19 protein-coding genes are annotated in these 25,627 nt (G+C 71.4%); 7 read left to right on the top strand and 12 right to left on the bottom strand.

The features are described from left to right. Positions 1 to 11 precede the first annotated feature (11 nt). The 3 genes from ACZ3TI_RS11695 to ACZ3TI_RS11685 form a co-directional block, all read right to left on the bottom strand. Positions 12 to 1,892 carry a protein kinase family protein gene (locus ACZ3TI_RS11695; RefSeq protein ID WP_465725931.1) on the bottom strand — a complete coding sequence of 627 codons (1,881 nt, stop codon included), beginning with the start codon at positions 1,890 to 1,892 and terminating at the stop codon, positions 12 to 14. A 300-nt stretch (positions 1,893 to 2,192) separates the two neighbouring features. Beyond that, the gene (murJ, locus tag ACZ3TI_RS11690) at positions 2,193 to 4,661 is read right to left on the bottom strand and encodes a murein biosynthesis integral membrane protein MurJ (RefSeq protein WP_465725929.1); all 2,469 of its coding nucleotides are present in this window, start codon (positions 4,659 to 4,661) and stop codon (positions 2,193 to 2,195) included. 57 nt (positions 4,662 to 4,718) lie between these two features. Then, positions 4,719 to 7,112 carry a DUF6049 family protein gene (locus tag ACZ3TI_RS11685; RefSeq protein ID WP_465725927.1) on the bottom strand — a complete coding sequence of 798 codons (2,394 nt, stop codon included), beginning with the start codon at positions 7,110 to 7,112 and terminating at the stop codon, positions 4,719 to 4,721. A gap of 538 nt (positions 7,113 to 7,650) precedes the next feature. Between ACZ3TI_RS11685 and ACZ3TI_RS11680 the strand changes: the two genes are divergently transcribed. Beyond that, a complete protein-coding gene (locus ACZ3TI_RS11680) occupies positions 7,651 to 9,057 on the top strand; it encodes a CCA tRNA nucleotidyltransferase (protein WP_465726056.1) in 1,407 nt (468 codons plus the stop codon). Positions 9,058 to 9,137: 80 nt separating this feature from the next. Here the strand turns inward: ACZ3TI_RS11680 and ACZ3TI_RS11675 are convergent, their stop codons facing one another. The 5 genes from ACZ3TI_RS11675 to ACZ3TI_RS11655 all read right to left on the bottom strand — a co-directional run bounded on the left by ACZ3TI_RS11675 (position 9,138) and on the right by ACZ3TI_RS11655 (position 14,336). After that, the gene (locus tag ACZ3TI_RS11675) at positions 9,138 to 10,178 is read right to left on the bottom strand and encodes an LppU/SCO3897 family protein (protein WP_465725925.1); all 1,041 of its coding nucleotides are present in this window, start codon (positions 10,176 to 10,178) and stop codon (positions 9,138 to 9,140) included. Positions 10,179 to 10,210: 32 nt separating this feature from the next. Then, positions 10,211 to 10,864, bottom strand: coding sequence for an LppU/SCO3897 family protein (locus tag ACZ3TI_RS11670; protein WP_465725924.1), 654 nt, complete (start codon positions 10,862 to 10,864; stop codon positions 10,211 to 10,213). 107 nt (positions 10,865 to 10,971) lie between these two features. Then, positions 10,972 to 12,291, bottom strand: a complete 1,320-nt coding sequence (locus ACZ3TI_RS11665) for an MFS transporter (RefSeq protein WP_465725922.1) — start codon at positions 12,289 to 12,291, stop codon at positions 10,972 to 10,974. A gap of 133 nt (positions 12,292 to 12,424) precedes the next feature. Further along, positions 12,425 to 13,507, bottom strand: coding sequence for an inositol-3-phosphate synthase (locus ACZ3TI_RS11660; protein ID WP_263104417.1), 1,083 nt, complete (start codon positions 13,505 to 13,507; stop codon positions 12,425 to 12,427). 127 nt (positions 13,508 to 13,634) lie between these two features. Then, positions 13,635 to 14,336, bottom strand: a complete 702-nt coding sequence (locus tag ACZ3TI_RS11655) for a PadR family transcriptional regulator (RefSeq protein ID WP_465725919.1) — start codon at positions 14,334 to 14,336, stop codon at positions 13,635 to 13,637. Positions 14,337 to 14,730: 394 nt separating this feature from the next. Between ACZ3TI_RS11655 and ACZ3TI_RS11650 the strand changes: the two genes are divergently transcribed. Beyond that, positions 14,731 to 17,361, top strand: a complete 2,631-nt coding sequence (locus ACZ3TI_RS11650; RefSeq protein ID WP_465725917.1) for a transglycosylase domain-containing protein — start codon at positions 14,731 to 14,733, stop codon at positions 17,359 to 17,361. Between the two features lie 156 nt (positions 17,362 to 17,517). Beyond that, the gene (locus tag ACZ3TI_RS11645; RefSeq protein WP_465725915.1) at positions 17,518 to 19,095 is read left to right on the top strand and encodes a glycosyltransferase family 87 protein; all 1,578 of its coding nucleotides are present in this window, start codon (positions 17,518 to 17,520) and stop codon (positions 19,093 to 19,095) included. A 17-nt stretch (positions 19,096 to 19,112) separates the two neighbouring features. Here the strand turns inward: ACZ3TI_RS11645 and ACZ3TI_RS11640 are convergent, their stop codons facing one another. The 3 genes from ACZ3TI_RS11640 to ACZ3TI_RS11630 form a co-directional block, all read right to left on the bottom strand. Beyond that, complete coding sequence (locus tag ACZ3TI_RS11640) at positions 19,113 to 20,147, bottom strand: alanine racemase (RefSeq protein ID WP_465725913.1); 1,035 nt, start codon at positions 20,145 to 20,147, stop codon at positions 19,113 to 19,115. A gap of 13 nt (positions 20,148 to 20,160) precedes the next feature. Beyond that, the gene (locus ACZ3TI_RS11635) at positions 20,161 to 21,279 is read right to left on the bottom strand and encodes a lipid II:glycine glycyltransferase FemX (RefSeq protein WP_465725911.1); all 1,119 of its coding nucleotides are present in this window, start codon (positions 21,277 to 21,279) and stop codon (positions 20,161 to 20,163) included. A gap of 183 nt (positions 21,280 to 21,462) precedes the next feature. Continuing rightward, positions 21,463 to 21,762, bottom strand: a complete 300-nt coding sequence (locus ACZ3TI_RS11630; protein ID WP_465725910.1) for a hypothetical protein — start codon at positions 21,760 to 21,762, stop codon at positions 21,463 to 21,465. A 320-nt stretch (positions 21,763 to 22,082) separates the two neighbouring features. On the opposite strand from ACZ3TI_RS11630, the gene rpsF reads away from it, so the two are divergent. The 4 genes from rpsF (at position 22,083) to rplI (ending at position 23,854) form a co-directional block, all read left to right on the top strand. Beyond that, the gene (gene rpsF, locus ACZ3TI_RS11625) at positions 22,083 to 22,373 is read left to right on the top strand and encodes a 30S ribosomal protein S6 (protein ID WP_063348486.1); all 291 of its coding nucleotides are present in this window, start codon (positions 22,083 to 22,085) and stop codon (positions 22,371 to 22,373) included. Positions 22,374 to 22,469: 96 nt separating this feature from the next. Next, entirely contained in the window at positions 22,470 to 23,075 is a 606-nt protein-coding gene (locus ACZ3TI_RS11620; RefSeq protein ID WP_465725908.1) for a single-stranded DNA-binding protein, read from the top strand. A 78-nt stretch (positions 23,076 to 23,153) separates the two neighbouring features. Continuing rightward, positions 23,154 to 23,390, top strand: a complete 237-nt coding sequence (rpsR, locus tag ACZ3TI_RS11615; RefSeq protein WP_030059640.1) for a 30S ribosomal protein S18 — start codon at positions 23,154 to 23,156, stop codon at positions 23,388 to 23,390. Between the two features lie 17 nt (positions 23,391 to 23,407). Continuing rightward, the gene (gene rplI / locus ACZ3TI_RS11610) at positions 23,408 to 23,854 is read left to right on the top strand and encodes a 50S ribosomal protein L9 (protein ID WP_465725906.1); all 447 of its coding nucleotides are present in this window, start codon (positions 23,408 to 23,410) and stop codon (positions 23,852 to 23,854) included. A 79-nt stretch (positions 23,855 to 23,933) separates the two neighbouring features. On the opposite strand, the gene ACZ3TI_RS11605 is transcribed toward rplI, so the two are convergent. Further along, entirely contained in the window at positions 23,934 to 25,259 is a 1,326-nt protein-coding gene (locus ACZ3TI_RS11605) for an MATE family efflux transporter (RefSeq protein WP_465725904.1), read from the bottom strand. Between the last annotated feature and the right edge of the window lie 368 nt (positions 25,260 to 25,627).

The following is a 25,627-nucleotide window of genomic DNA, read 5'->3' as shown; positions in this document are numbered from 1 at the left end:
GGGCGGCGCGGTCAGCCGGAGACCTTGACCTCGGCGACGTGGCCGCGGTACTTGCCGTCGCCATCCTTCGTCAGACCGGTCAGCCAGATCAAGAGATATCGCGTGGTGACCGGGGAGTCGAGCGTGTACTCGACGTTGGTCCCCGACTTCTTGCCGACGACGGTGAAGCTCTCCGGCTTGGCCTGCATCGGATTGGTGGCGGCGGCCCCGGTGGGCACCCGCAACTCCGCCGCTTGCTCGCCGCCGGTGAACTGGACGTTCACCGAGGAGACCGACTGCTGCGAGCCGAGGTCGACCAGCAGTCCGGTGCCCGACTTCAGGGCGGGCGGCTTGGGGCCGAGCTGGTCGACGTACCAGCCGGTGGTCCAGGCGGTGCTCGGGTCGCCGTCGACGGCCTTCTCGAGGGTCTCGGTGCCCTCCGGCGCGTCGCCCAGCGGGTTGTACGACTGCGCGCCCTTGATGGCGATGGGCACCGGCGTGTGCGGGGTCGGGTGCGCGGGCGGCGTCGGCGCGGCGGTGCTGACCGACGGCAGCGGGGAGGCGACGGCACCGTGGTTGTTGCGCAGGTTGTCGACGAACTGCCAGGAGGCGACGCCGATCGCGCCCAGGGCGACCGTCCAGGCGGTGGCCTTGACCGCCCGGCGCAGCCGCCGCCGGGTGCGCCGGGAGGCGGTGGGGCGGGAGGAGGCGGGCAGCGGGTTGACCGTCGTCTCGGCCACCCGGGTCGGGTTGGGCGCGGTGGGAAGGGCGTGGGTGTTGTGCCGGGGCGGGACGGGGAAGGCGGGCAGCTCCGGCTCGGGCGGGCGGATCCGGGGGATCTGCGCGATCGCCCGGACCAGCTCCTCCGGGGTGGTGATCGGCTGGGCGTGGTGCGGCGGGTGGTCGAACAGGGCCCGCGCGGCGAGCTCCGACAGGCCCTTGTGGACCCCGGCGCGGACCTGGTCCGGTGCGGCGTTCTGGAGGCCCTTCGGCAGGCCCCGGAGGTCGTAGCGGTCCTCCGGGTACGGCCAGCGGTGGGTGAGCGCGGCGAACAGCAGGGCGCCGATCGCGCGGGTGTCGGTGCGCTGGGCGTCCTCGGCGGACTCCTCCGTGGTCAGCCCGCGCAGGGCGGCGTCCACCGCGATGCCGTTGATCCGGTACTGGCCGCTGTCGGTGCGCAGCACGCAGCGCGGGGTGAGCCGCAGGTGGGCCTGGCCGCGCCGGTGGGCGGCCGCGACCGCGTCGGCGACCTGGCGGACCATCTGGTACGCCTCGTGCGGCTCCATCGGGCCGTTCGCGAGCAGCCTGGCCAGGTCGGAGGAGTGCGGCAGCCACTCCCGTACGACGTAGACCAGCTCGCCCTCGTGGACGGCGTCCAGGACCTGGACGAAGCGCGGGTCGCCGAGCAGGGCGGCGGACTTGGCGGCGGCCAGCACCTTGCGGGCCCGCTGGTGTCCGGAGGCCATCAGGTGGACGCCGACGGCCCGGCGCAGCTTCTCGTCGACGGCGCGCCAGCTGCTGAAGGTGTCGGTCTGGGAGATGCACTCCTCCAACCGGTACCGGTGGCCGATCATGTCGCCGCTGCGGCGCTGGGGTGCGGGCAGGGTGCGCGGGAGGGTGGCGGTGTCGCGCGGGTCGACGGTGGGCTGCGGGTCGGTGGGGCGGCGCTTGGCGGGTGCGGGCGCGGGGGCGGGCTTCTTCCGGGGGGAGCCGGCGGCCAGTTCGGCGGCGATCTCCTGGACCGAGAGCGGTGCGGTGATCTCCGAGGTCTCCTCGCTGACGGAGGTCTCCGGGCCGACGGTCCGCCGGGCGTCCTCGTCCTCGTCCTCGTCGATCGCCGCGGCGAGCGCGGCCTCGTCCGCCGCCGCGTCAGCTGCTGACGTGTCGACGACCGCCTTGGTGCCATCAGCCACCGTGGTCCTGCCTCCCCTTGTGTCGCCCCGGCTGAGAGAGTCGCTGGAGCCCGCGGGTTGGCGGCCCTGTGCTCCAGGACAATTGTGCCCACTCTTCTCCACCGGGTACGACCGCTGAGGGGTCCGCTCGGTTGCCTGGTGGTGGAGAGATGTGGTGCAGATCGGACACCGCGTCGCCATCTCGTCGCCGGGCGGGCCCGGGGCGGGTGGCGGAGCAGCACTCGGCCGGACGAGCGGAGGAGCCGTGCGCTCCGGTTGACGCCCGGTCAGGGCGCCCGCTCGTCCGGCCGTCGAGTACGGTCAGCGACCCAGTCGACCGCGGACCATGCCCAGCATGGCGTTCAGCTCCTCGATCCGCAGGCGCTTCGCGATCAGCACGAAGACGCCCAGCTGCAGGCCGCCGGCCACGACGAGGGAGGCGACGCTGCCCGGCCAGCCGCCGAGCACCTGCTGGACCGCCAGGCTGGCGCCGAGGCCGACCAGTGCGGCCGGGACGCAGGCGGCGGCCAGTCGGCTGTACGTCCTGCCGATCCGCTTGGTGTCCAGCCCGCCGATCTTCTTCTTCAGCTTCGGCACGGCCACCATCACCCCGATGGCGTAGGCGAAGCCGTAGCCGAAGGCGATGCCGACCACGGTCCACTGGGCGGGCAGCAGCAGCCAGCACAGCAGGGAGAAGCCGGCCTGGCAGACCGCGACCCAGACGGTGTTGGAGAACGGCGTCCGGGTGTCCTCGTAGGCGTAGAAGCCGCGCAGCATCACGTACTGGGCCGAGTACGGGATCAGGCCCAGGGCGAAGGCGGAGAGCATCAGGCCGACGTTGGTGGCATCGTTCAGGACGGTCTCGTTGCCGCCGACCGCGTAGATCGAGCGGCCGATCACCGGGCCGAGCGACAGGAACAGGAACGCGGCCGGGACGACCGCCACCGCCGTGGTGCGCAGACCGTAGGAGATGTCGTCGCGGACGGCTCCGGCGTCCTCGTCGGCGGCCGCCCGGGAGAGCCGGGGGAGCACCGCGCTCATCATCGAGACGGTGATCACGGCCTGCGGGAGCTGCCAGATCAGCAGGGCGTTGGAGAACGCGGCCAGACCGACACCGCCGTGCCCGGCCGCCGAGGCCGCGTCGCCGGCCTTGGTGGACAGCTGGGTGATCACCAGGTAGCCGGCCTGGTTGGCGAGCACGAAGAAGAACGTCCACTTGGCCAGTCGGGCGGCCTTGCCCAGGCCGTGGCCGCGCCAGTCGAAGCGCGGCCGGAAGCGGAACTCCGCCGCCCGCAGGTACGGGATCATCGCCAGCGACTGGACGACCAGGCCGACCAGGGTGCCGATGCCGAGCAGCCGGACGCCCTCGGGCGAGATGGACTCCGGGGTGACGTGGGTGGAGCCGAACCCGCCGTAGACCCAGATGTAGGCGGAGAAGGTGAAGATCACCACGATGTTGTTCAGGACCGGGGTCCACATCATGGCGCCGAACCGGCCGCGGGCGTTGAGGATCTGGCCCATCACCACGTGGATGCCCATGAAGAAGATGGTGGGCAGGCAGTAGCGGGCCATCGCGACCGTGGTCTCGGCGCGCTCCGGGTTCGCCATCATCGGATGGGCGATCAGCTGGACCAGGACGGGTGCCCCGAGCACCGCCAGGAACACCACGCCGCCGAGGCCGACCATCACCAGGGTGAGCAGCCGGTTGGCGTACGCGGTGCCGCCGTCCTCGTCGTTCTTCATGCTGCGCACCAGCTGCGGCACGAAGACCGCGTTCAGCGCGCCGCCGCCGATCAGGATGTACAGCAGGGTCGGCAGGGTGTTCGCCGCGTTGTACGAGTCACCCATGACGCCGACGCCGATGGCGGCGGTGATCACCATGGTCCGGACGAAGCCGGTGCCGCGGGAGACCAGCGTGCCGGCCGCCATGATCGCGCTGGAGTTCAGCAGGCCGGCGACCTTGCCGCCGCCGGCCGCCGGGGCGGGCGCGGTCTCCGGCTGCGCGGCCTGCTCCTCGGCGAGGTCCGCCAGCGGCTCGACCGCCGGGGGCACCGCGACGGCGGCCACCTGCATGGTGGCCTCCTCCTCGGAGAGCGGCGGGTCGAACTCGATCGGCGGCACGAAGGGGCGCTGCCCGTCCGGTCCGTGCTGCGGATGGCCCGGGTGGCCGCCCGCCGGCGGGTACGGCGCGGGGCCGGCCGGCGGGGCTGTCGGCCGACCCGCCTGCGGGGCCGTCTGCGGAGCCGGGGCGGGCTGCGGCACCGGCGGCTGGGCCGCGGCCTGCGGCCGGTGGCCGCCGAAGAGCGCGTCCACCCCGACGTACTCGGTGGTCTCGGTGTCCCAGGCGGAGTGCGCCGGGCCGGGCTCCCACTGCTGCTGCGGCTGCCCGGCACCGCCCCACTGGCCGCCGGCCGGAGCCGGGGCCGGGGTGGGCTCCTGCTGCCAGTCGGCCTGCGCGGGGGTGTCCCAGCCGGGCTGTACCGGCGGTACGGGGGCCGAGAACCGGTCCGCCGCCGGGTAGGGGGCCGGCGGCACCGGCGTCGGGTAGCCGCCGGCCTGCGGCGGCAGCTGCGGCGGCACGTCGTACGCGGCGGCCGGCTGCTGCGGCGCGGTCGGCCGACCGGCCTGCAGACCGTACGGGTCCTGGCCGTCCTGCGCGGTCCCGTAGGCGTCGTCCGCGTACGGGTCCTGGGCGTAGGTGTCGGCCACGTACCAGTCGCCGGACGGCGACTCGGCACCCGGCCGGCTCTCACCGCGGCCCGGGGGCCGCTCCTCGCTGCGCCCGGTCATGTCACCTCTTCGCTGTCGTGGGGGAGGCCGGCCCGGGGAAGCGGGGGGTCGGCGGTATCAAGGACCAACCTTCTCATCACTGGAGGCCCGATCCCGGCCATCCGGGCTGCTGCCGCGCGGTGTCTGCGCAGGACCGTCACCAGCGGCATCGTCCGCCGCCCCGGTCCCGGCAGCCCCGTCCGGGCCGTCCGTCCGGTCCGCCTCGCCCGCGGGCTCCGCCGTCGTGGCCCCGTCCGTCGCCGGGTCGTCCCCGACCGGCTGGTCGCCGTCCTCGTGCGGCTGCCCGCCGCGCCGCTTGCGCTGGCGCATGAAGCGCAGCGCGGCCAGCAGCAGTAGCAGGCCGGCGCCCGCGAAGACGTACAGCACGCCGTTGGTCACCGAGGTGACCTCGACCGTGAACGCCCGGGCCTCGCCGTAGGGGCGCGGGTTGGGGCCGGTGGTCCACAGCTGGGCGGTCATGGAGACCGGCCCGTTGTTGTGGGCCTCGGCCTGGAAGCGGAGGGTGGCGCTCTGCGAGGCGGGGAGGACCAGCTCCTCCTCCTTGCTCACGTTCAGCCTGTTCGGCTGCGCCGAGGTGAGCACCAGCTTCAGGTTGGTGACCGTCTGGGTCAGGTCGTTGCGGACGCTGACCTGGAGCAGACCGGTGTCACCGGCCAGGGTGACCACCTTCTTCGGTGGCACCTGGACGGCGCCGGTCAGCTCCTTCAGGTACCCCGTGACGCCCTTGCGGTAGTCGTTGCCGGCCGACATGTGGCTGCGCCACTCGGTGGACAGCGAGCGGACCATGGCGGCGTTGAACGGGCCGCGCACCCGCTGGGGCAGGGTGAGCACCCGCATCAGCGTGTCCAGGTCGTACTGGATGCGGTCGGTGCTGTCCAGGTCGCTCGCCGACAGCTCCGAGGCGCGGGCCTGGGTGGGGTAGTCGGTGGCCGCCGGGACGCCGGTGTTGGCCTTCGGATCGGGTGAGGACTGGGCCACCGCGTCCAGCTTCACCGGGGCGATCCACTTGCCGGACGCCGCCTGCAGGGCGCTCGCCAGCACCTTGGCGGTGGTGATGCTCAGGTCGCGCGGCGGCATGATCAGCAGGCCGCGCTGGTTCTGCGGCTGCTCGTGGGTGATCGCGAAGGTCTCGGCGAGGAAGCGCTGGGTCGCGTCGGTCTGCTCCTTCGCGGTGCTCAGTTCCTTCTGGAAGAGCCCGGAGACCGTCTCGTCGGCGACCACGGCGTTCTGCCCGTTGCCGATCGGGCGCACCGCGTTCGGGGTGTAGTTCAGCGCGTCCGGCTCCGGCATGCTCGCCCCGTTGGCCAGCACCAGGCCGCTGCCCGCCTGCTGGGCGAGGGCGGCGATCTGCTGGTCGACGTAGCCCTGGTACGGCCAGGCGACGTCGGAGCGGGTGTCCACCGAGAGCCGGCCCTCGACGGTCAGCCGACCGGCCGTGGCCGCCTTGTTCAGCGCCGTCGGCATCCCGGACAGGTCGGCGCCGTTGTGGGCGATCGAGGCGATGTCCGGGTCGGCGTACGGCAGCGCGACCACCTGGCTGTCCGGCTTGGCGGCGGCGGCCCGCAGCTTGTCCAGCCAGGCGGTGGCGGCGGCCGAGCCGCCCCGCAGGACGGTGTTGTCGTCCCTGGCCGGCTTGCCCGCGGCCTCGGTGCCCGGGTTCTGCACGCGGTAGGGCCTGGTCATCGCGAACGCGGCGTCCAGCAGGTCCGGGTCGACCACCCAGGTCAGCCCGGGCAGCTTGGCGCCGGTGTCGACCAGCTCGTACAGCCGGCCGCCCGGGGCGAACTCGGTGGCCAGGCTGTCGTCGCGCAGCACCGGGATGGACTGGTCGTTGTCGGCGACGGTCTGCGCGGTCAGCACCGGCGCGTGCACCAGCGGCCAGATCGTGGCGACCTTGGTCGGCTGCGCCTCGGCGCCGCCCGGGTTGTACGGCAGGAAGCTCCGGGCGATGCCCAGGGCCCGGTCGTGCGAGTTGTCGGCCGTGGAGCCCCAGGCGTCCACCGCGAGCTCGTACACGCCGGTCGAGGACAGCCCGAGGTCGTTCACCGCGACGCTCAGGGTGTACGGCAGGGTCTGGCCCGGGTTCAGCTCCGGCAGGGCGTACTGCGGGCTGTCCAGCTCGATGCCGTCCCGGTCGATCGGCGTGGTGCGCCCGTCCACGTTGACCAGGTCGCTGCGCCGGTCCAGCGGCCTGCCGGACCACGGCTTGCGGACGGCCGCGTGGGCGCCCTTGAGGGCGGACTTGCCGGCGTTGGTGACGTGCCCGGTGATCGTCACGGTGCCGTTGGGGACGGCCACCTGCGGGGCCAGCGACTCGATGCTCAGGACCACCGGGTACTCGGTCGAGCTGAAGTCGCCGCCCTGCCGGGTGTTGCCGCCGGACGGCAGCGCACCGGCCGGGGCGGCCGAGAAGAGGGTCAGGGCGGCCGCGCAGGCGGCGGCGAGGCGCATGCCCGCCCGGCGGACCGGATGACGTCCCTCGGCGGGGCGTTCGGCCCGTCCAGGCTGTCGGTGCGCCCCCAGGCCCGAGTGCCGTGCCGGCTCACTCACTCGCTTCGCCCTCGCCGTTCTCGCTCGCTCGCTGCTGATGCTGTCCGTCCCGCCCGGCGCGGTCCGCCCGACGGTCTTCGGTGAAACTCTTGGAACTCTTGGAACTCTTGGAATTCTGAAACGCTTGGAACTCTTCGCCCGACGCCGTCACCGCACTGCCGCCGCGGGACCGCCCCAGGCGTGGGCGGCGCAGGCCGTGGCGGCACGCGACACCGCATCCCCTGTCCGGTGCCCGAGACTCGTCCACCGGCATGGTAACGATGCAGTCAGCGGTGCAGTGTTGCGGGCTGTGGGATGAGACGCCCAAAACGCGCGGGCGGTTGACCTGCCGGGGCACGTACCCTTGTGAGCCGTGTCCACTGCCAATGAGCCCACCACGCGCACCGACCGTCCCAGCACCGCCGCCCTGGTCGTACCAGGCCTGAGCGAGGCCCAGACCATGGGCCTGCAAGAGCTGCTGCGGGTGTCGCCGGTCGCCGACGAGATCGCCCGCCGCTTCCAGGCGGCCGGTCACCGGCTGGCGCTGGTCGGCGGCTCGGTCCGGGACGCGCTGCTCGGCCGGCTCGGCAACGACCTGGACTTCACCACCGACGCCCGCCCGCAGCAGGTGCTCAAGCTGGTCAAGGGCTGGGCGGACGCGGTCTGGGACGTCGGCATCGCCTTCGGCACCGTCGGCGCCCGCAAGGACACCCCCGAGGGCTCCTTCCTGATCGAGATCACCACCTACCGCTCCGAGGCGTACGACCGTACCTCCCGCAAGCCCGAGGTGACCTACGGCGAGACGATCGAGGAGGACCTGGTCCGCCGGGACTTCACGGTCAACGCGATGGCCGTCGACCTGCCCGGCCGCGGCTTCGTCGACCCGCACCACGGCCTGGAGGACCTGGAGGCCCGGGTGCTGCGCACCCCCGCCACCCCCGAGGAGTCCTTCTCCGACGACCCGCTGCGGATGATGCGGGCCGCCCGCTTCGCCGCCCAGCTCGACTTCGACCCGGCGCCCGAGGTGGTCGCCGCGATGACGGCGATGGCCGAGCGGATCACCATCGTCTCGGCGGAGCGGGTCCAGGCCGAGCTCAACAAGCTGCTGCTGGCCAAGCACCCGGTGAAGGGCCTGCGGCTGCTGGTCGACACCGGCCTGGCCGGGCACGTGCTGCCCGAGCTGCCCGCGCTGCGGCTGGAGCGCGACGAGCACCACCGGCACAAGGACGTCTACGAGCACTCGCTGACCGTCCTGGAGCAGGCCGTCGACCTGGAGCAGGACGGCCCCGACCTGACCCTGCGGCTGGCCGCGCTGCTGCACGACATCGGCAAGCCGCGCACCCGCCGCTTCGAGTCGGACGGCCGGGTCTCCTTCCACCACCACGAGGTGGTCGGCGCCAAGATGACCCGCAAGCGGATGCGCGAGCTCAAGTACTCCAAGGAGCTCACCGAGGACGTCTCGCGCCTGGTCGAGCTGCACCTGCGCTTCCACGGCTACGGCGGCGGCGAGTGGACCGACTCCGCGGTGCGCCGCTACATCACCGACGCCGGGCCGCTGCTGGAGCGCCTGCACAAGCTGACCCGCTCCGACTGCACCACCCGCAACAAGAAGAAGGCGGCCGCCCTCTCGCGCACCTACGACGGCCTGGAGGCGCGGATCTCCGAGCTGAAGGCGCAGGAGCAGCTGGACGCCATCCGCCCGGCGCTGGACGGCAACGAGATCATGGAGCTGCTCGGCCTCAAGCCCGGTCCGCAGGTCGGCAAGGCGTACAAGCACATGCTCGAACTCCGGCTGGAGCACGGCCCGATGGAGCACGAGGAGGCGGTCGCGGCGCTGCGGGCCTGGTGGACCGAGCAGCAGGGCTGACACGACGGCTGCGGCTTCCGACACGACGCGAGGGGTGGTCCCGGCACTCGGCCGGGGCCACCCCTCGCGCGTGCGGCGGGCTACTTGATCTTCTTGAGGCAGAGCACGTAGTTCAGCGCCGGGAAGTTGGTGTAGGTGCGGGTGTACCAGCTGTCCGCCTTCGGCTGCTTCTCGCAGACCTTCTCGTCGGAGGTGGCGACGTACTTGTAGATCACCTTGTACTGCGCCTTGGGGTCGGTGCAGGCCAGCACCGAGACCTTCGGATGGGTGTCGGTGGTCTCGCCGGCCGGACCGTTCTCGTTGTGCAGGCAGTCGCCGGCCTTGGCGGCGTCCACGGCGTCCGTGTCGTCGGCCGGGGCGCTCGGGGTGGTGACCGGGGGGAGGGTGATGCTCGGCACCGCCGGGATCGTGAAGGTCGGCGAGGGGAAGGCCGGCGGCGGGGAGGGCGCGAAGGTGACGGTGGAGGACGGCGACGGTGCCGCGGTGATCGGGCTGGACGGGGTGTCGTTCTTCGCCGGGCCGAGGACCCCGGTCGCGGCCAGGGCTATGGTGACCGCGAGCGAGGCGGGCACCGCCAGCATCGCGATGTGCGGGCGCCGGGTCAGCGGGACGCCCGGGTCGAGCTGCGGGCCGTGGCTGCCCGGGACGGGCGGCTGCAGCTGCTTGAACTTGTTGTGCGGGCCGAGGTTCAGCAGCAGGGTGATCGGGGTCAGCAGCCACGACACCAGGCTCCACCAGCCCTGGACCAGCGTCCGGGCGGACATGTCGCGCACGGTCGCCGTCCCGCAGGTGCGGCAGAACGGGCCGGACATCCGCAGCATCCGGTACGCCACGAGCAGGCCCTGGTGGCCGCGGACGGTGGCGTTCACCGCCGGGTAGCCGCCGCAGAACCGGCAGGTCACCCCGTCCGTCGGGCCCGGCGGCGGGTACCCGTAGCCGTAGCCCGGCGCCGGCTGCTGGTAGCCGTACGGCTGCTCGGGCGGCGGCGGGGCGCTCGGGTAGCCGTACCCGGGCTGTCCGGGCGGCGGTGGCGGTGCGCCGTAGCCTCCGCCGGAGGAGTAGGGGTTGCCGTCGCCCGGCGGCGGACCGTACGGCATCTGGGGCGGAGGCGGAACGGACAAGTGGTCCCCCGGAGACGGAGTGGCGGAAGGGTTCAGGACTTCTTCACCGGCGGGAGGCCGGTGGTGGCGGGCGTCATCGGACCGAGGCAGAGCACGTACCGCTTCTTGTTCCAGCGGCGGCCGCTCTTGCCCGAGACGGCGCTGGTGGTCTGCGGCGTCTGCTTGCAGCGGTTGACGTCGGTGGTTCCTTCGAACTTCGACAGTACGCGGTAATTCGCCTTGGAATCAGTGCACTTGACGATGTCGACGTCGCGGGAGCCGCTCACCTGCACACAGTCGCCGGGCTTGGCGCTGCTGACGCTCGGACCGGCGACGAAGTACCCGACCACCAGCGCGATGCCACCGCAGACCAGGCCGACGGCCTTCAGCTTGGACTTGAAGCCGAGCTTCTTCTTCGCGGGGGCGACCGGTGCCGGAGCGCCGGGCTGCGGGTAGCCGTACGCCCCGCCGGGCGGCTGCTGCCCGTACGGCGACGGCGCCTGCCCGTACGGCTGCTGCCCGTACGGGGGCTGCCCGTGCGGGGGCTGACCGTACGACGGCGGCGGTCCGTAGGCCGGCGGCGCTCCGTAGGGCGGCGGCGCTCCGTAGGGCGCGGCGGGCGGGGGGACGGGCGCGCCGTACGGCGCGGCGGGCGGTCCCACCGGAGCCGGCTGCGGCGGCCCGTAGGGGTTGGGTGGTGTGCTCATCAGTTCGTCCCCCGAGACAGAGTGCTGTCGCTCCGACAGGTCTGACACCTTAGCGACTCGGTCGGACGCAATTTGTCCCGAGTCCCGGGGGATTTGTGGAGAGCTGGTCAGGGAAGTGGGCGGCGGCGGGCGGCCCGCAGGTACAGGACAGCCGTGCCGGCGTACACCACGGCGACGCCGACGACCACCGCGACCGAGCGGCCGGACAGCGGCAGCACCAGCGCGGTGACCACGGCGGCGACCACGAAGGCGACGTTGAACAGCACGTCGTAGATGGCGAAGACGCGACCGCGGTACTCGTCCTCGACCGTCTCCTGCACCACGGTGTCGGCGCAGATCTTGGTGCCCTGGGTGACCACCCCGAGCAGCAGGGCGGCGATCAGGCAGGGCACCAGCGTGAAGCTCAGGCCGAGCGCCGGGACGAAGACCACCGGGGCGACCAGGCAGGCCGTCATCCAGCCGGCCAGGCCGAGCCGGCGGGTGCACCAGGGGCTGATCACCGCGGCGACGAAGAACCCGGCGGCCGAGAAGCCGACCGCCTGGCCGAGGGTGACCAGGCCCGCGGCGCTGTCGGCCGGGTCGTTGAAGGTGTAGCGGGCGAGCATCACCACGACGACGATCAGCACGCCGTAGCAGAACCGGGCCGCGGTGACGGCGGCCAGCGCGTGCACGGCGGGCCGGCAGTCCCGCACCAGGTGGCGCACCGCGGCGCCGAGTTCGACGGCGGTCCGGAGCAGCGCCTGGCGGAGCGGCGGGCGGTCCTCGTGCTGCTCCGGCCCGAGCAGGTCGCGGTCCATCCGGCGGGCGGCCAGCGCGGCCGACAGGTAGAGCACCGCGGCGACCGTGACCAGGGCGGCGTCCGCCTTCGGCCCGGGCGCCATCACCTGGTGCAGCAGGAAGCCGATGCCCCCGCCAGTGGCGGCGGCGACCGTTCCGAGGGTGGGGGAGAGGGCGTTGGCGGTGACCAGCCGGTCCTGCTCCACCACCCGGGGCAGGGCGGCGGAGAGGCCGGCCAGGATGAACCGGTTGAGCGCGGTGACCAGCAGGGCGGAGGCGATGAACAGCCAGCCCGGTGCCCTGGCCAGCAGCAGCGCGCCGGTGACCAGGCCCAGCCCGAAACGGGCCAGGTTGCCGAAGTACAGCACCTGGCGGCGGCGCCAGCGGTCCAGCAGCACCCCGGCGAACGGGCCGATCACCGAGAACGGCAGCAGCATCCCGGCCAGCACCGAGGCGATGTCGGCGGGGGAGGACTGCTTCTCGGGGGAGAAGACCACGTACGCGGCGACCGAGACCTGGAAGACGCCGTCCGAGAGCTGGGAGAGCACCCGGGCGGTCAGGAGCCGCCGGAAGTCGCGGCCCCTGAGCAGGGCGAGGAGCGTGGCGCGGTGCGCGGACTGGTGGATGCTGCCGTTCTCGGTGATCGCCACCCGCCCAGAGTGCCATGGAACCGGCTGACGTTTCACGTGAAACAAGGGGCCGGGAAAAGGCGAAGGGCCCACGATCCGGTGATCGTGGGCCCTTCCGGAGGGCTACGAGCTACGAATGCTCAGCGCTCGGAGCTCAGCGCTCGACCTCGCCGCGGATGAACTTCTCGACGTTCTCCTTGGCCTCGTCGTCGAAGTACTGGACCGGCGGGGACTTCATGAAGTACGAGGACGCCGACAGGATCGGGCCGCCGATGCCGCGGTCCTTGGCTATCTTCGCGGCGCGCACGGCGTCGATGATGACACCGGCGGAGTTCGGGGAGTCCCAGACCTCGAGCTTGTACTCCAGGTTCAGCGGGACGTCGCCGAACGCGCGGCCCTCGAGGCGGACGTACGCCCACTTGCGGTCGTCCAGCCAGGCCACGTAGTCCGAGGGGCCGATGTGGACGTTCTTGGCGCCCAGCTCGCGGTCGCGGATCTGCGAGGTGACGGCCTGGGTCTTGGAGATCTTCTTGGACTCCAGGCGCTCGCGCTCGAGCATGTTCTTGAAGTCCATGTTGCCGCCGACGTTCAGCTGCATGGTGCGCTCGAGGATGACACCGCGGTCCTCGAACAGCTTGGCCATCACGCGGTGCGTGATGGTGGCGCCGACCTGGGACTTGATGTCGTCACCGACGATCGGCACGCCGGCCTCGGTGAACTTGTCCGCCCACTCCTTGGTGCCCGCGATGAACACCGGCAGGGCGTTCACGAAGGCGACCTTGGCGTCGATGGCGCACTGGGCGTAGAACTTGGCGGCGGCCTCGGAACCCACCGGCAGGTAGCAGACCAGGACGTCGACCTGCTTGTCCTTGAGGACCTGGACGACGTCGACCGGGGCCTCGTCGGACTCCTCGATGGTCTCGAGGTAGTACTTGCCCAGGCCGTCGAGGGTGTGGCCGCGCTGCACGGTGACGCCGGTCGGCGGCACGTCGCAGATCTTGATGGTGTTGTTCTCGCTGTTGCCGATGGCGTCGGCCAGGTCGAAGCCGACCTTCTTGGCGTCGACGTCGAAGGCGGCGACGAACTCCACGTCACGGACGTGGTAGTCACCGAACTGGACGTGCATCAGCCCGGGGACCTTGCCCGCCGGGTCGGCGTCCTTGTAGTACTCGACACCCTGCACCAGCGACGCGGCGCAGTTGCCGACGCCCACGATTGCTACGCGAACCGAACCCATGATTCGGGCTCCCTGTGATCTCATGAGGACCGCCGGAATCGACGGCACTCTCGTGCTTCCTTCGATGACTGGTCGGAGTGGGCGCGAGGCGCCCGCTCCCGCCGCGCGGCACAGGGCTGGCGCGGTGTCAGCGCTCCTGGGCGGAGCGCCCCGGGCGGTCGTACGGTGGCCCGGACGGGTCCGAGGACCCGGTCTCCTGGCCACGGCCGTCCGAAGTGTTGGGGGGTCCGGCGGCGGAGTTCCCGCCGGTGGCGGGTCCCGTCCGGCCGGTGCGGTTGGACCGCTCGGTCTCGATCAGCTCGTTGAGCCAGCGGACCTCGCGCTCCACCGACTCCAGTCCGTGCCGCTGTAGTTCGACGGTGTAGTCGTCGAACCGTTCGCGGGCGCGGGCCAGCGAGTTGCGCATGCGCTCCAGACGCTCCTCGAGCCGGCCGCGGCGCCCTTCCAGGACGCGCATCCGCACGGCCCGGTCGGTCTGGCCGAAGAACGCGAAGTGGACGCCGAAGTGCTCGTCCTCCCAGGCGTCCGGGCCGGAGTCGGCGAGCAGCTCCTCGAACCGCTGCTTCCCCTCGGCGGACAGCCGGTAGACGATCTTGGACCGCTTGCCGTTGAGCGCGGTGGCCGGGACGTACTCGACGTCCGGGTTGTCCTCGACCAGGAAACCCTGGGCGACCAGGCTCTTCAGACAGGGGTAGAGCGTTCCGTAGGAGAGGGCCCGGAACGTGCCGAGCAGGATGTTGAGCCGCTTCCGCAGCTCGTAGCCGTGCATCGGAGCGTCATGGAGCAGGCCGAGAACGGCGAACTCCAGCACTCCTGAGCGCCTGCCCATTTGCTGTCGTCCTCCCCTCGCTCGGCCTCCGTCCGGCCGCTGCATCCGCAGTATTCCAGCGCGTCCGGCGGTATTCAGCTTCGATGTATCGGCTCGATATATCGAGAACAGTAAACCCGCCCCCCGGAACGGGCAAGTCCCGCTCCCCGGGAACGGGCGGGGGGTGCGCGTGAATGTGATCACAAGCCGACGCGCGGGTGGGCTTGGCAACGGGCGTGTAATGATCTGTCGCCGTTTTGCGGTTATTGGCGAATGATGCCCGATTAGTTGTATTTCCGTGCTGCGTACGCTGTCGCGTGTGCACGAAGACCACCTCCGGGTTTGGGCGGTTTGCGGGCATTGGACGTGAACCCCTGCCTTCAGGCTGGAGATGCCTGGCGAGGAGTACTGGAAGATGAGCGAGCGACGGCGAAGGACGCCCGACCCGGGCGGCGACGGGCAGCAGCCCGCGGGAGGCGGCGGCCGTCGGGGCGGGCCTGGGCCCGACGAGTTGAGCTCGGACGGGATCGCCCGCAAGCGCCCGCCCGGTGTCCGGGAGACCGCTCAGCAGCCCCGGATGACCCGTGCGGAGATGCGCAAGGCCGGACAGAAGAAGGCGAAGGGCGGCAGCGGCGGCAAGCGGGGCGCCGCTGCGGCTTCCGCCGCGGCCGCCGGGCCCGGCAAGAAGCGCTTCATCGACTACCCGCGGTTCGGCAAGACCGGGATCCGGCGCTGGCTGCCGTCCTGGAAGCAGTGGCTGAGCGGCTTCCTGCTGGTCTTCGGCTGCTTCGTGGGCCTGGTGTTCTACCTGTACCAGACCACCACGATCCCGGACATGAACAAGCTGGTGCAGGGCCAGAACACGATCTACTACTGGGCGGACGGCAGCGAGATGACCCGCAAGGGTCAGACGAACCGTCAGATCGTCCCGCTCGAGGACATCAGCCCCAACCTGCAGAACGCCGTGATCGCCGCGGAGAACCAGAGCTTCCGCGACGACAGCGGCATCGACCCCAAGGGCATGCTGCGCGCCGTCTACAACATGGCGAAGGGCGGTGAGACCCAGGGCGCCTCGACCATCACCCAGCAGTACGTCAAGAACGCCTACCTGAGCCAGGAGCAGACCCTCACCCGCAAGGTGCGGGAGTTCTTCATCACGCTGAAGATCAACCAGAAGCTCGAGAAGGACGAGATCCTCAAGGGCTACCTGAACACCAGCTGGTTCGGCCGCGGCGCCAACGGCGCCCAGGCCGCCGCCCAGGCGTACTACGGGATCAACGCCAAGGAGCTCAACGTCTGCCAGAGCGCCATGCTGGCCGGCCTGCTCAAGGGCGCGGCGTACTACGACCCCACCAACCCGAACAACAAGGAACGGGCCGTCGGGCGGTGGTCGTGGATCCTCGACCAGATGGTGAAGACCAAGGCCATCACCCCGGAGGACCGGGCCAAGTGCACCACGTTCCCGGATCCGGTCCCGCTGAAGCCCACCACCAACCTGACGGGTGAGATCAGCTACCTGGTCGACACGGCCAACAAGTACGTCATGAACAGCGACAAGACGATCACCCAGCGCGAGCTCGACAAGGGCGGCCTGAAGATCTACACGACCTTCGAGAAGGACAAGGTCGACGCCCTGAAGAAGGCCGTGGACGACGTCAAGGCCGAGAACCTCGACCCGCAGAAGCGCCCGGACAACGACACCAACATCCAGTTCGGCTCCGCCAGCATCCGCCCCGGCGACGGCGCGATCGTCGCCCTCTACGGCGGTGACGGCGTGGAGAACGGCCACTTCGACAACAACGCCGACGCCACCGGCGTCCAGGTCGGCTCGACCTTCAAGCCCTTCGTGCTGGCCACCGCCATGCAGGTCGGCGTGCAGACCGCGAAGGGCGACGACGGCAAGCCGAAGAAGATCAACGCCGACAGCCGTTACCTGGCCGACGACCTGTCCGAGATCCGCAAGCCGGACGGCTCGCTGGTGATCGGCGACGACGGCAAGCCGTACCACCAGAAGAACGAGGACTCCAGCAAGCACGGCTACGTCTCGCTGCGGCAGGCCATGCAGTACTCGTACAACGTGCCCTTCGTCCAGCTCAACCAGGACGTCGGCGGCCAGAACGTGGCCGACATCGCGGTGCAGATGGGCGTCCGCAAGGACAGCCTCGCCGACCCGAAGACCGCGACCTTCCCGCTCGGCACCTCCACCATCAGCCCGATCCGGATGGCCACCGCCTACGGCACCCTGGCGGCCAGCGGCAAGGAGGCCGAGCCGTACTCGGTCACCAAGGTCGAGGTGGACGGCCGGGAGCGCCCGGGCTTCGGCAAGAAGGACCCCAAGGTCGCGCTGGACGCGAACGTCGCCGACAACGTCACCGACGTGCTGGTGAACGTGGCGGCGAAGGGCACCGGCACCAAGACCACCGCGCTGGGCCGCCCGGTGGCGGGCAAGACCGGTACCACCGACGAGAACAAGTCGGCCTGGTGGGTCGGCTACACCCCGCAGCTGGTGACCAGCATCGCGATGTGGCGCGAGGACCCGGCCCAGCACCAGCGGCAGTCGCTCAAGGGCACCGGCGGCAAGGAGTCCATCCACGGTGGTGACATCCCGACCGACGTCTTCACCCGGTACATGAAGGTCGCGCTGGCCAACGACAAGAAGCTGGACTTCCCGAAGCCGCAGCCGATCGGCAGCGAGGTCGACTCCTCCGGTGCGCCGTCCACGGCCAGCTCGGTGCCGACGCCGACCACGAACGACACCCCGTCGACGCCGGCGCAGACCCAGCAGCCGACGCAGCCCACCCAGCCGCCGGCGCCGGTGCCCACCCCGACCTGCGTGCCGGGCGTGGACTGCCCCGGCGACCAGCCGACCCCGACGAAGACCAGGCCCCCGCGCCCGACGAGCACCTGCCTGCTGCCGGGACTGCCCGGCTGCCAGACGCAGCAGCCGACGCCCACGGGCACCTCGACACCGGGCGGTGGCGGCGGGCCGACCGGAGGCGGCGGTGGCAAGCCCACGCCGACCAACACCGGCGCGACCGGCGGGTAGCGGCCCGGCAGACCCGCAACGGCGGTGGCGGTCCTCCTCGGAGGGCCGCCACCGCCGTTTTCGTCGGGGCCCGCGGGCCGGGCACGCCGCGGACGGCCGCAGACCGTTGCGGGGTCCTCCTCGTCCCGGCGGAGCCGGTGCGGCAGGATGTCCGGCATGACGTCGAGCGATCGTGACGAAACCGCCGGCCCGGTCGGGTCCGGCGCCGCCGCAGGGCCCACCCCGGCAGCCGTCGCCACGGCCGCGCCGCCGGCCAACACCGTGGTCGTCCCGGCCGACGAGGACCCGGTGGCGGCGGCCGGCAGCGAGGTGTTCGGCGGGCCGCCCGGACGCCGGGCGCTGCTCGGCGTCTCCTGGTGGATCCCGGCGCGCTTCCTGGCACTCGCGGTGATCGTGGTCTCGGTGCTCGGCATGGTGCAGAAGCTGCCCTGCTACGAGCAGGCCTGGTTCCAGCCGGGCTCGCCGCAGTACATCCACGCCTGCTACAGCGACATCCCGCACCTGTTCTCCGGACGCGGCTTCGCGGCCGGGCTGCACCCGTACGTGGACCGCATCCCCGGCTCCTCGGGGGACCTGCAGTACCTCGAGTACCCGGTGCTGACCGGCCTGTTCATGCAGGTCGCGGCCTGGCTGACGCCCGGCGGGGGCGACCAGCAGAGCCAGGAGCAGTGGTTCTGGGCGATCAACGCCGGGCTGCTGATGGCCTGCGCGGTGGTCGCGGTCGTGGCGCTCGCCCGCACCCACCGCCGCCGCCCCTGGGACGCGCTGCTGTTCGCGCTCGCGCCCGTCCTGCTGCTCAACGGCACGGTCAACTGGGACCTGCTCGCGGTCGCGCTGGCCGCCGTGGCGATGGCCTGGTGGGCCGGCTCCCGACCGGGCTGGGCCGGCGTCTTCATCGGCCTGGCCACCGCCGCCAAGCTCTACCCGCTGCTGCTGCTCGGCCCGCTGCTGGTGCTCTGCTGGCGGGCCGGCAAGTGGCGCGAGTTCCGGGCGGTGCTGGGCGGCGCGGTGGGTTCCTGGCTGCTGGTCAACCTGCCGATCATGCTCGCCAACTGGCAGGGCTGGTCGACGTTCTACGTGTTCAGCAAGCACCGCGGCGAGGACTACGGCTCGGTCTGGCTGATCCTTATGCAGACCCGCGGCGTCGGGCTGGCCGACCTCGACGTCTACATCGGCGTGCTGATGGTGCTGGGCTGCCTGGCCACAGCGTGGCTCGGCTTCTCCGCGCCGCGCCGCCCGCGCTTCGCGCAGCTGGCCTTCCTGGTGGTCGCGCTGTTCGTGCTGGTCAACAAGGTGTACTCGCCGCAGTACGCGCTCTGGCTGCTGCCGCTCGCGGTGCTGGCCCGGCCGCGCTGGCGGGACTTCCTGATCTGGCAGGCCTGCGAGGTGCTCTACACCCTGGGCATCTGGTCCCACCTGGGCTTCGTCACCGGGCCCAAGCAACACGGCATCGGTGAGGCCTGGTACCACTTCGCGATCGGGCTGCACCTGATCGGCACGCTCTACCTGGTCACCCTGGTCGTCCGCGACATCCTCCACCCGGACCGCGACCCGGTCCGCTGGGACGGCAGCGACGACCCCTCCGGGGGGGTGCTCGACCACGCCCCGGACGTCTTCGTGCTGGGCGCCGCCCGGCGGCTGCACGAGGAGGAGAGCTACGCCGCGTACGCGCCGGCCGGCCCCGAGCAGTGGCTGCGAGAGCCGGAACTGCCGGAGCCGGCCGAGAAGCCGTGACCCGTGCCGCGTGACGTCTAGCGGTCCACCACGCGGTCGAAGTGCGTGGTGGTGTGGCGGACCTGGAGACCGAGCTCCTCGCCGATCGCGGGGGCCTTGGTCTCGCCGTCCAGGAACAGCAGGGAGACCTGCATGTGCGGCGGCTCGGCGAACCAGAGCTGCTTGCCCGCCCAGTGGAACGGCGACTTGGTCTTGTTGACGGTCGCCAGACCGGCCCGGGCGATGCCCTTGGCCCGCGCGCCCATGCTCGCCACGTACTTGGGCGCCTCCAGGCCGATGCCGTGCGCGGTGCCGCCGGCGACCACCAGGATGTGGCCGTCGGCCGGCGCCGGGTGCTGGCGGTAGCCGTAGCGGTCGCCCTTCTTCACCGGGGTGACGTCCAGGACGGTGGCCCGGACCTCCAGCGCGGCGTGGTCGCCCAGCCAGAGCCGGGTGCCGATCCGGGCCCGGAAGACGGTCCCGGGGTAGCGCTGGGTCAGCTGCTCCATGCCGGCCGCGCCGAGGTGGCTGACGAACACGGTGTGCACCGGGATCCCGGCCGCCCGGGCGGTGTCCACCCAGTACGCGACCTCCTCAACCGGGCTGGAGCCGTCCGGCCGGTCCATCGGCAGGTGCAGTGCCAGGCCCTCGAAGGAGACGCCCTCCAGCTCGGCGGCGACGGTGCGCAGGTCCTCGGCGCTCACGCCGTGCCGGCGCATGGTGGTCATGCACTCCACCACCACCCGGGTACCGTGCAGCGTCCGCAGCGCGTCCACGCTCGCCACCGTCCGGATCACCCGGGCGTGCGGCAGCGGGAGCACCTCCTCGCCGACCCGGTAGGGCGTGAGCACCAGCAGCTCGCCGCCGTACCACTCCGCGGCGTCGGCCGCCTCGTACGCGGTGCCGACGGCGAGCACACCGGTGCCCAGCAGCGTCGCCTCCTCGGCCAGCCGGTGGTTGCCCAGGCCGTAGCCGTTCCCCTTGGCGACCGGCACCAGGCCGGGGAACTCGGCGAGGACGGAGCGCTGGTGGGTGCGCCAGCGTTCGGTGTCGAGGTAGAGCGACAGCGTCATCGGGTCAGCCTCCTCAGCGGCGGGACATGTAGATGTCGAGGGCCTTGTGCAGCAGCTTGTTGAGCGGGAAGTCCCACTCGCCGAGGTACTCGGCCGCCTGACCGCCGGTGCCGACCTTGAACTGGATCAGGCCGAACAGGTGGTCGTTCTCGTCCAGGGTGTCACTGATGCCGCGCAGGTCGTACACGCCGCCGCCGAGGGCGTAGGCGTCGCGCATCATCCGCCACTGGACGGCGTTGGACGGCTTGACCTCGCGCTTGTGGTTGGCCGAGGCGCCGTAGGAGTACCAGACGTGCTCGCCGACCACGAGCATCGTGGTCGCGGCCAGCGGCTCGCCCTCGTGGTAGGCGATGTAGAGCCGCATGCGGTTCGGGTCCTCGGCGGTGAGGGCCTTCCACATCCGCTGGAAGTAGGACAGCGGGCGCGGGGTGAACTTGTCGCGCTCCGCGGTGACCAGGTAGAGCTGGTGGAAGATCGGCAGCTCGTCGTAGCCGCCCTGGAACACCTCGACGCCGCTCTTCTCGGCCTTCTTGATGTTGCGGCGCCACAGCTGGTTGAAGTTCTTGTGGATGTCGTCCAGCGAGCGGTTGGCCAGCGGCACCTGGAAGACATAGCGGGGCTGGACGTCGCCGAAGCCGGCGCCGCCGTCCTCGCCCTGCAGCCAGCCGGCCTTGCGCAGCCGGTCGACGATCTCGAAGGCGCGCGGCTCGTACCAGTCGGCCTCGACGTCGCGAAGCCGCTTGGCCTCCTTGCCGGCGATGGCCTCCTTGATGGTGGGGGCGTTCCAGCGGCGGATGACCACCGGCGGGCCCATCTTCACCGAGAACGCACCCTGCGACTTCAGGTGCGCCAGCATCGGGGAGAGCCAGCGGTCCAGGTCACGGTCGAACCAGTCGATGACCGGGCCCTCGGGCAGGTAGGCGAGGTAGCGCTTGAGCTTCGGGAGCTGGCGGTAGAGCACCAGGCCCGCGCCGACGAGCTGGTTGGCGTCGTCGAACCAGCCGATCGACTCGGACCGCCACTCGGCCTTCACGTCGCCCCACGACGGCACCTGCATGTGGCTGGCCGAGGCGCGGCTCCTGATGAAGGCGAGGTGCTCCTCGCGGGTGATCGTCCTCAGGCGCAGGCTCATTGCTCGGTGCTCCTCGTCGGTCGGGCTGCGGTGGGCCCCGGGTTCTCGGGCTGACCTTATCGTCCGGGGCCCGGGCGCCTGCCCGGGGCGGGCACGACGGCGCCCCCGTCGCGTACCTGTCTTCTTGCAGATACGCGACGGGGGCGCCGAGGGTTCCGTACGGGCGGTCCGACGGGCGCGGGCTCAGCCCCAGAGGCCGCCGCGGGCGATGCCGAGGTAGAAGCCGATCGCGGACGCGCCGAGGGTGATCATCAGGACGAAGCGCTCGGCGGTGGTGACCGAGACGAACATGCCCCAGAGCCCCGTGACGATGCCGGCCAGACCGGTCCACGAGGTCAGCACGTGCAGGTTGTAGAAGAACGAGGTGGTGAAGGCGATGACGCCCAGGACGGCGGTCAGGGCCACCAGGGTGTTCTCTCGGGGGTGCGGGTGGCCGTCGGTGTTCAGCGTGAGCGCGGGCATGCGGTGGACGGACTGGGCCATGAGTCCCACCTCCTGGCGTGGAGACGAACGGGCAGGAATCCCGTTCCGTCCAGATTGCGGCGGTTGGGTCGGTCTCACAACCCCTATGCGTTTTGTTCGGCCGTACGGGTGCGGGTAGGCTGTGCCGTCTGCACTGGTGTAGTTGTGCCCCCTTGCGCCCTCTTCCGGGTGACGCCCCCCTCCGGGTGGTGCGGGGCTCGACTGTCGGACCCGCCCGCTACGGTGGGCCGGAGTCGTCACTGCTCCGGTGCCGACGCTACGCACAACCCTCCTGCCACGGAGAGACCGTGGCCGCTGAGTCCAAAGGAGGTGGGTTACCCATGCGTCACTACGAGGTGATGGTCATCCTCGACCCGTCGGTCGAGGAGCGCGCTGTCTCCCCCCTGATCGAGAACTTCCTCACCGTCGTCCGCAACGCGGGCGGCAAGGTGGAGAAGGTCGACACCTGGGGTCGTCGCCGTCTGGCTTACGAGATCAACAAGCAGTCCGAGGGCATCTACTCGGTCATCGACCTGAAGGCCACGCCTGAGGTCGTCAAGGAGCTCGACCGCCAGATGGGCCTGAGCGAGTCGGTTCTGCGGACCAAGGTCCTGCGCCCGGACACCCACTGAGCCACCTCTGAGGCCTTCGGGTCTCGGGTAGCTCGCGTCCGCTGTTTCACGTGAAACAGCGGTGAACGGACATCTTCCCGAGAGGTCATCACCACCATGGCAGGCGAGACCGTCATCACCCTCGTCGGCAATCTCGTCGACGACCCCGAGCTGCGCTTCACCCCGTCGGGTGCGGCGGTCGCGAAGTTCCGCATCGCGTCCACCCCCCGCACCTTCGACCGTCAGACGAACGAGTGGAAGGACGGCGAGAGCCTCTTCCTCACGTGCAACGTCTGGCGGCAGCCGGCGGAGAACGTGGCCGAGTCGCTGCAGCGCGGCATGCGCGTCATCGTGCAGGGCCGACTGCGCCAGCGGTCTTACGAGACCAAGGAAGGCGAGAAGCGGACGGTCTTCGAGGTCGAGGTCGACGAGGTCGGCCCGAGCCTGCGGTCGGCGACCGCCAAGGTCACCCGGGCCAACCGGTCCGGCGCCCCCGGTGGCGGCTTCGGCGGCCAGCAGGGCGGCGGCCAGGGCGGCGGTGGCTGGGGCGGCGGCGGTGGCGGCCAGCAGGGCGGCGGCTGGGGTGGAAACTCCGGCGGCCAGTCCGGCCCCTCCGACGACCCCTGGGCCTCCAGCGCCCCGTCCGGTGGAAACCAGGGCGGTGGCTGGGGTGCCCCGTCCGGTGGTGGTGGCGGCGGCTACTCGGAAGAGCCCCCGTTCTAAGAGCTGACAGATTTCGTGCGGCCCGGCCGCGGCGTCCCCGGACGCCCGCCGGGTCGTGAACCCCAAATGGAGCACACAATGGCGAAGCCGCCTGCTCGCAAGCCGAAGAAGAAGGTTTGCGTCTTCTGCAAGGACAAGGTCAACTACGTTGACTACAAGGACACGAACCTGCTGCGGAAGTACATCTCCGACCGCGGCAAGATCCGTGCCCGCCGGGTCACCGGCAACTGCACCCAGCACCAGCGTGACGTCGCCACGGCCGTGAAGAACAGCCGTGAGATGGCGCTGCTGCCCTACACCAGCACCGCGCGCTAAGAGAGGGTGACCGAATAATGAAGATCATCCTCACGCACGAGGTGCCGGGTCTCGGCTCCGCCGGCGAGGTCGTCGAGGTCAAGGACGGCTACGCCCGCAACTACCTGGTCCCGCGTGGCTACGCCATCCGCTGGACCAAGGGTGGCCAGAAGGACGTCGACGCCATCCGTCGCGCCCGCAAGATCCACGCGATCCAGACCCTCGAGGCCGCCAACGAGGTCAAGGGTCAGCTGGAGGGCGTCCAGGTCAAGCTGGCCGTCCGCTCGGGTGACGCCGGCCGTCTCTTCGGCTCGGTGACCCAGGCCGACGTCGTCGAGGCCATCAAGGCCGCCGGCGGCCCGTCGGTGGACAAGCGCGCCGTCGCGATCGCCTCGCCGATCAAGACCGTGGGCACCCACAAGGTCTCGGTCAAGCTGCACTCCGACGTCCAGGCCAACCTGGACATCGCGGTCGTCGCTGCCTGAGTTCCGTAGCAGTGGCCTGAGGGCCGGACTCCTCCGGGAGTCCGGCCCTCGGTCGTTCCCGGGGTGCGCGGGCCCCGGGCTACCCGCGGACGGCTCCGGTGACCAGCCACTTGCCGCCGCGGGCGCGATGGACCAGGAACGCGGCGCGGACCAGCATGAACAGGTTCATCGCCCACCAGAGCCCGGCCAAACCGGCGCCGGTGGCCGGGACGGCGAAGGCGGTCGGGGCGAACACCGCCAGGGTCGCGAGCGCCGCCCAGGCCAGGTACGGGCCGTCCCCGGCGCCCATCAGCACCCCGTCCAGCACGAAGACCAGACCGGAGACCGGCTGGCTGAGCGCGAGCAGCAGCAGGGCGGTGTCCAGCTGGGCCCGTACGGCCGGATCGGGCGTGAACAGCGGGACGTACAGCGGGCGGGCGGCGACCACCAGCAGGCCGAGCACCACCCCCGAGCCGATGCCCCACTCGACCATCCGCCGGGTGGCGGCCTTCGCGCCCGGGACGTCCGAGGCGCCCAGGTAGCGGCCGATGATGGCCTGGCCGGCGATCGCGATGGCGTCCAGGGCGAAGGCCAGGAAGCTGAACAGCGTCATGGTGATCTGGTGCGCGGCCACCTGGTCGTCGCCCAGCCGGGCGGCCACCGCGGTGGCGATCATCAGCACCGCGCGCAGGCTGATCGTCCGGACCAGCAGCGGGCCGCCCGCCTTGGCACTGGCCCGGATGCCCGCCGCGTCCGGCCGCAGCGAGGCCCGCTCCCGGCGGGCGCCGCGGACCACCACGACCAGGTAGGCGGCGGCCATCCCGGTCTGCGCGAGCACGGTTCCCCAGGCCGAGCCGGCCACCCCGAGCCCGGCGCCGTACACCAGTCCGACGTTCAGGCCGATGTTGGCGGTGAAGCCCGCGACGGCCACCAGCAGGGGTGTACGGGTGTCCTGGAGTCCGCGCAGCACGCCGGTGGCGGCCAGCACCATCAGCATCGCCGGGATGCCCAGGGCACTGATCCGCAGATAGGTCACCGCGTGCGGTGCGGCGGTCGGCGAGGCGCCCAGGACCTCGGCCACCCAGGGAGCTGCCAGCAGGGTCAGCAGGACCACCGGGACGGCCAGGCCGAGGGCGAGCCAGATGCCGTCGATTCCCTGCTGCACGGCGCCCCGGCGGTCCCCGGCGCCGATCCGGCGGGCGACCGCCGCAGTGGTGGCGTAGGCGAGGAAGACGAACACGCCGGTCGCGGTGGTGAGCGCGGCGGAGGCGACGCCGACCCCGGCCAGCTGAGGGGTGCCGAGGTGGCCGACGATCGCCGAGTCGGCCATCAGGAAGAGGGGTTCGGCGACCAGCGCGCCGAAGGCGGGGACGGCCAGGGAGAGGATCTCCCGGTCGTGCCGGCGTCTGGAGGGCGTGGCGGTCATGGCGTCCAGGCTACTCATCCACAGGTAATGAGTGCCATGGGTATTCAGTCATTACTCGAAATCCTGAGCGACGCCGCTCGCACGCTCCGTGCCCACAGCCGTTCGGGGGTGTGTGAAGAATTTCTCATGCACAGGCCCGGGAAGAGGTAATCCCAGGTCAGCAGGTTGACGGTGGATCGATCGTCCGGTTATCCACAGGGACGTCCACAGGGGTGTCCACAGCTTTGCGGCAGTTCTCCACAGGTCGGGGCCGTTCATCCACACCCCCTGTGGATAACCGCCTTGGCGCAAGGGCACCCGGCGCCTTAGCGTGGGCTCTCCGCCCGACACTCCCACCCGCCCCGGCGTCCGATTTGTCGGTGCCGTGA

The organism is Kitasatospora sp. NPDC023120 (genome assembly GCF_055560835.1).
The sequence above is the reverse complement of the archived record's forward strand: the minus strand, read 5'-3'. Positions and strand labels throughout refer to the sequence as shown.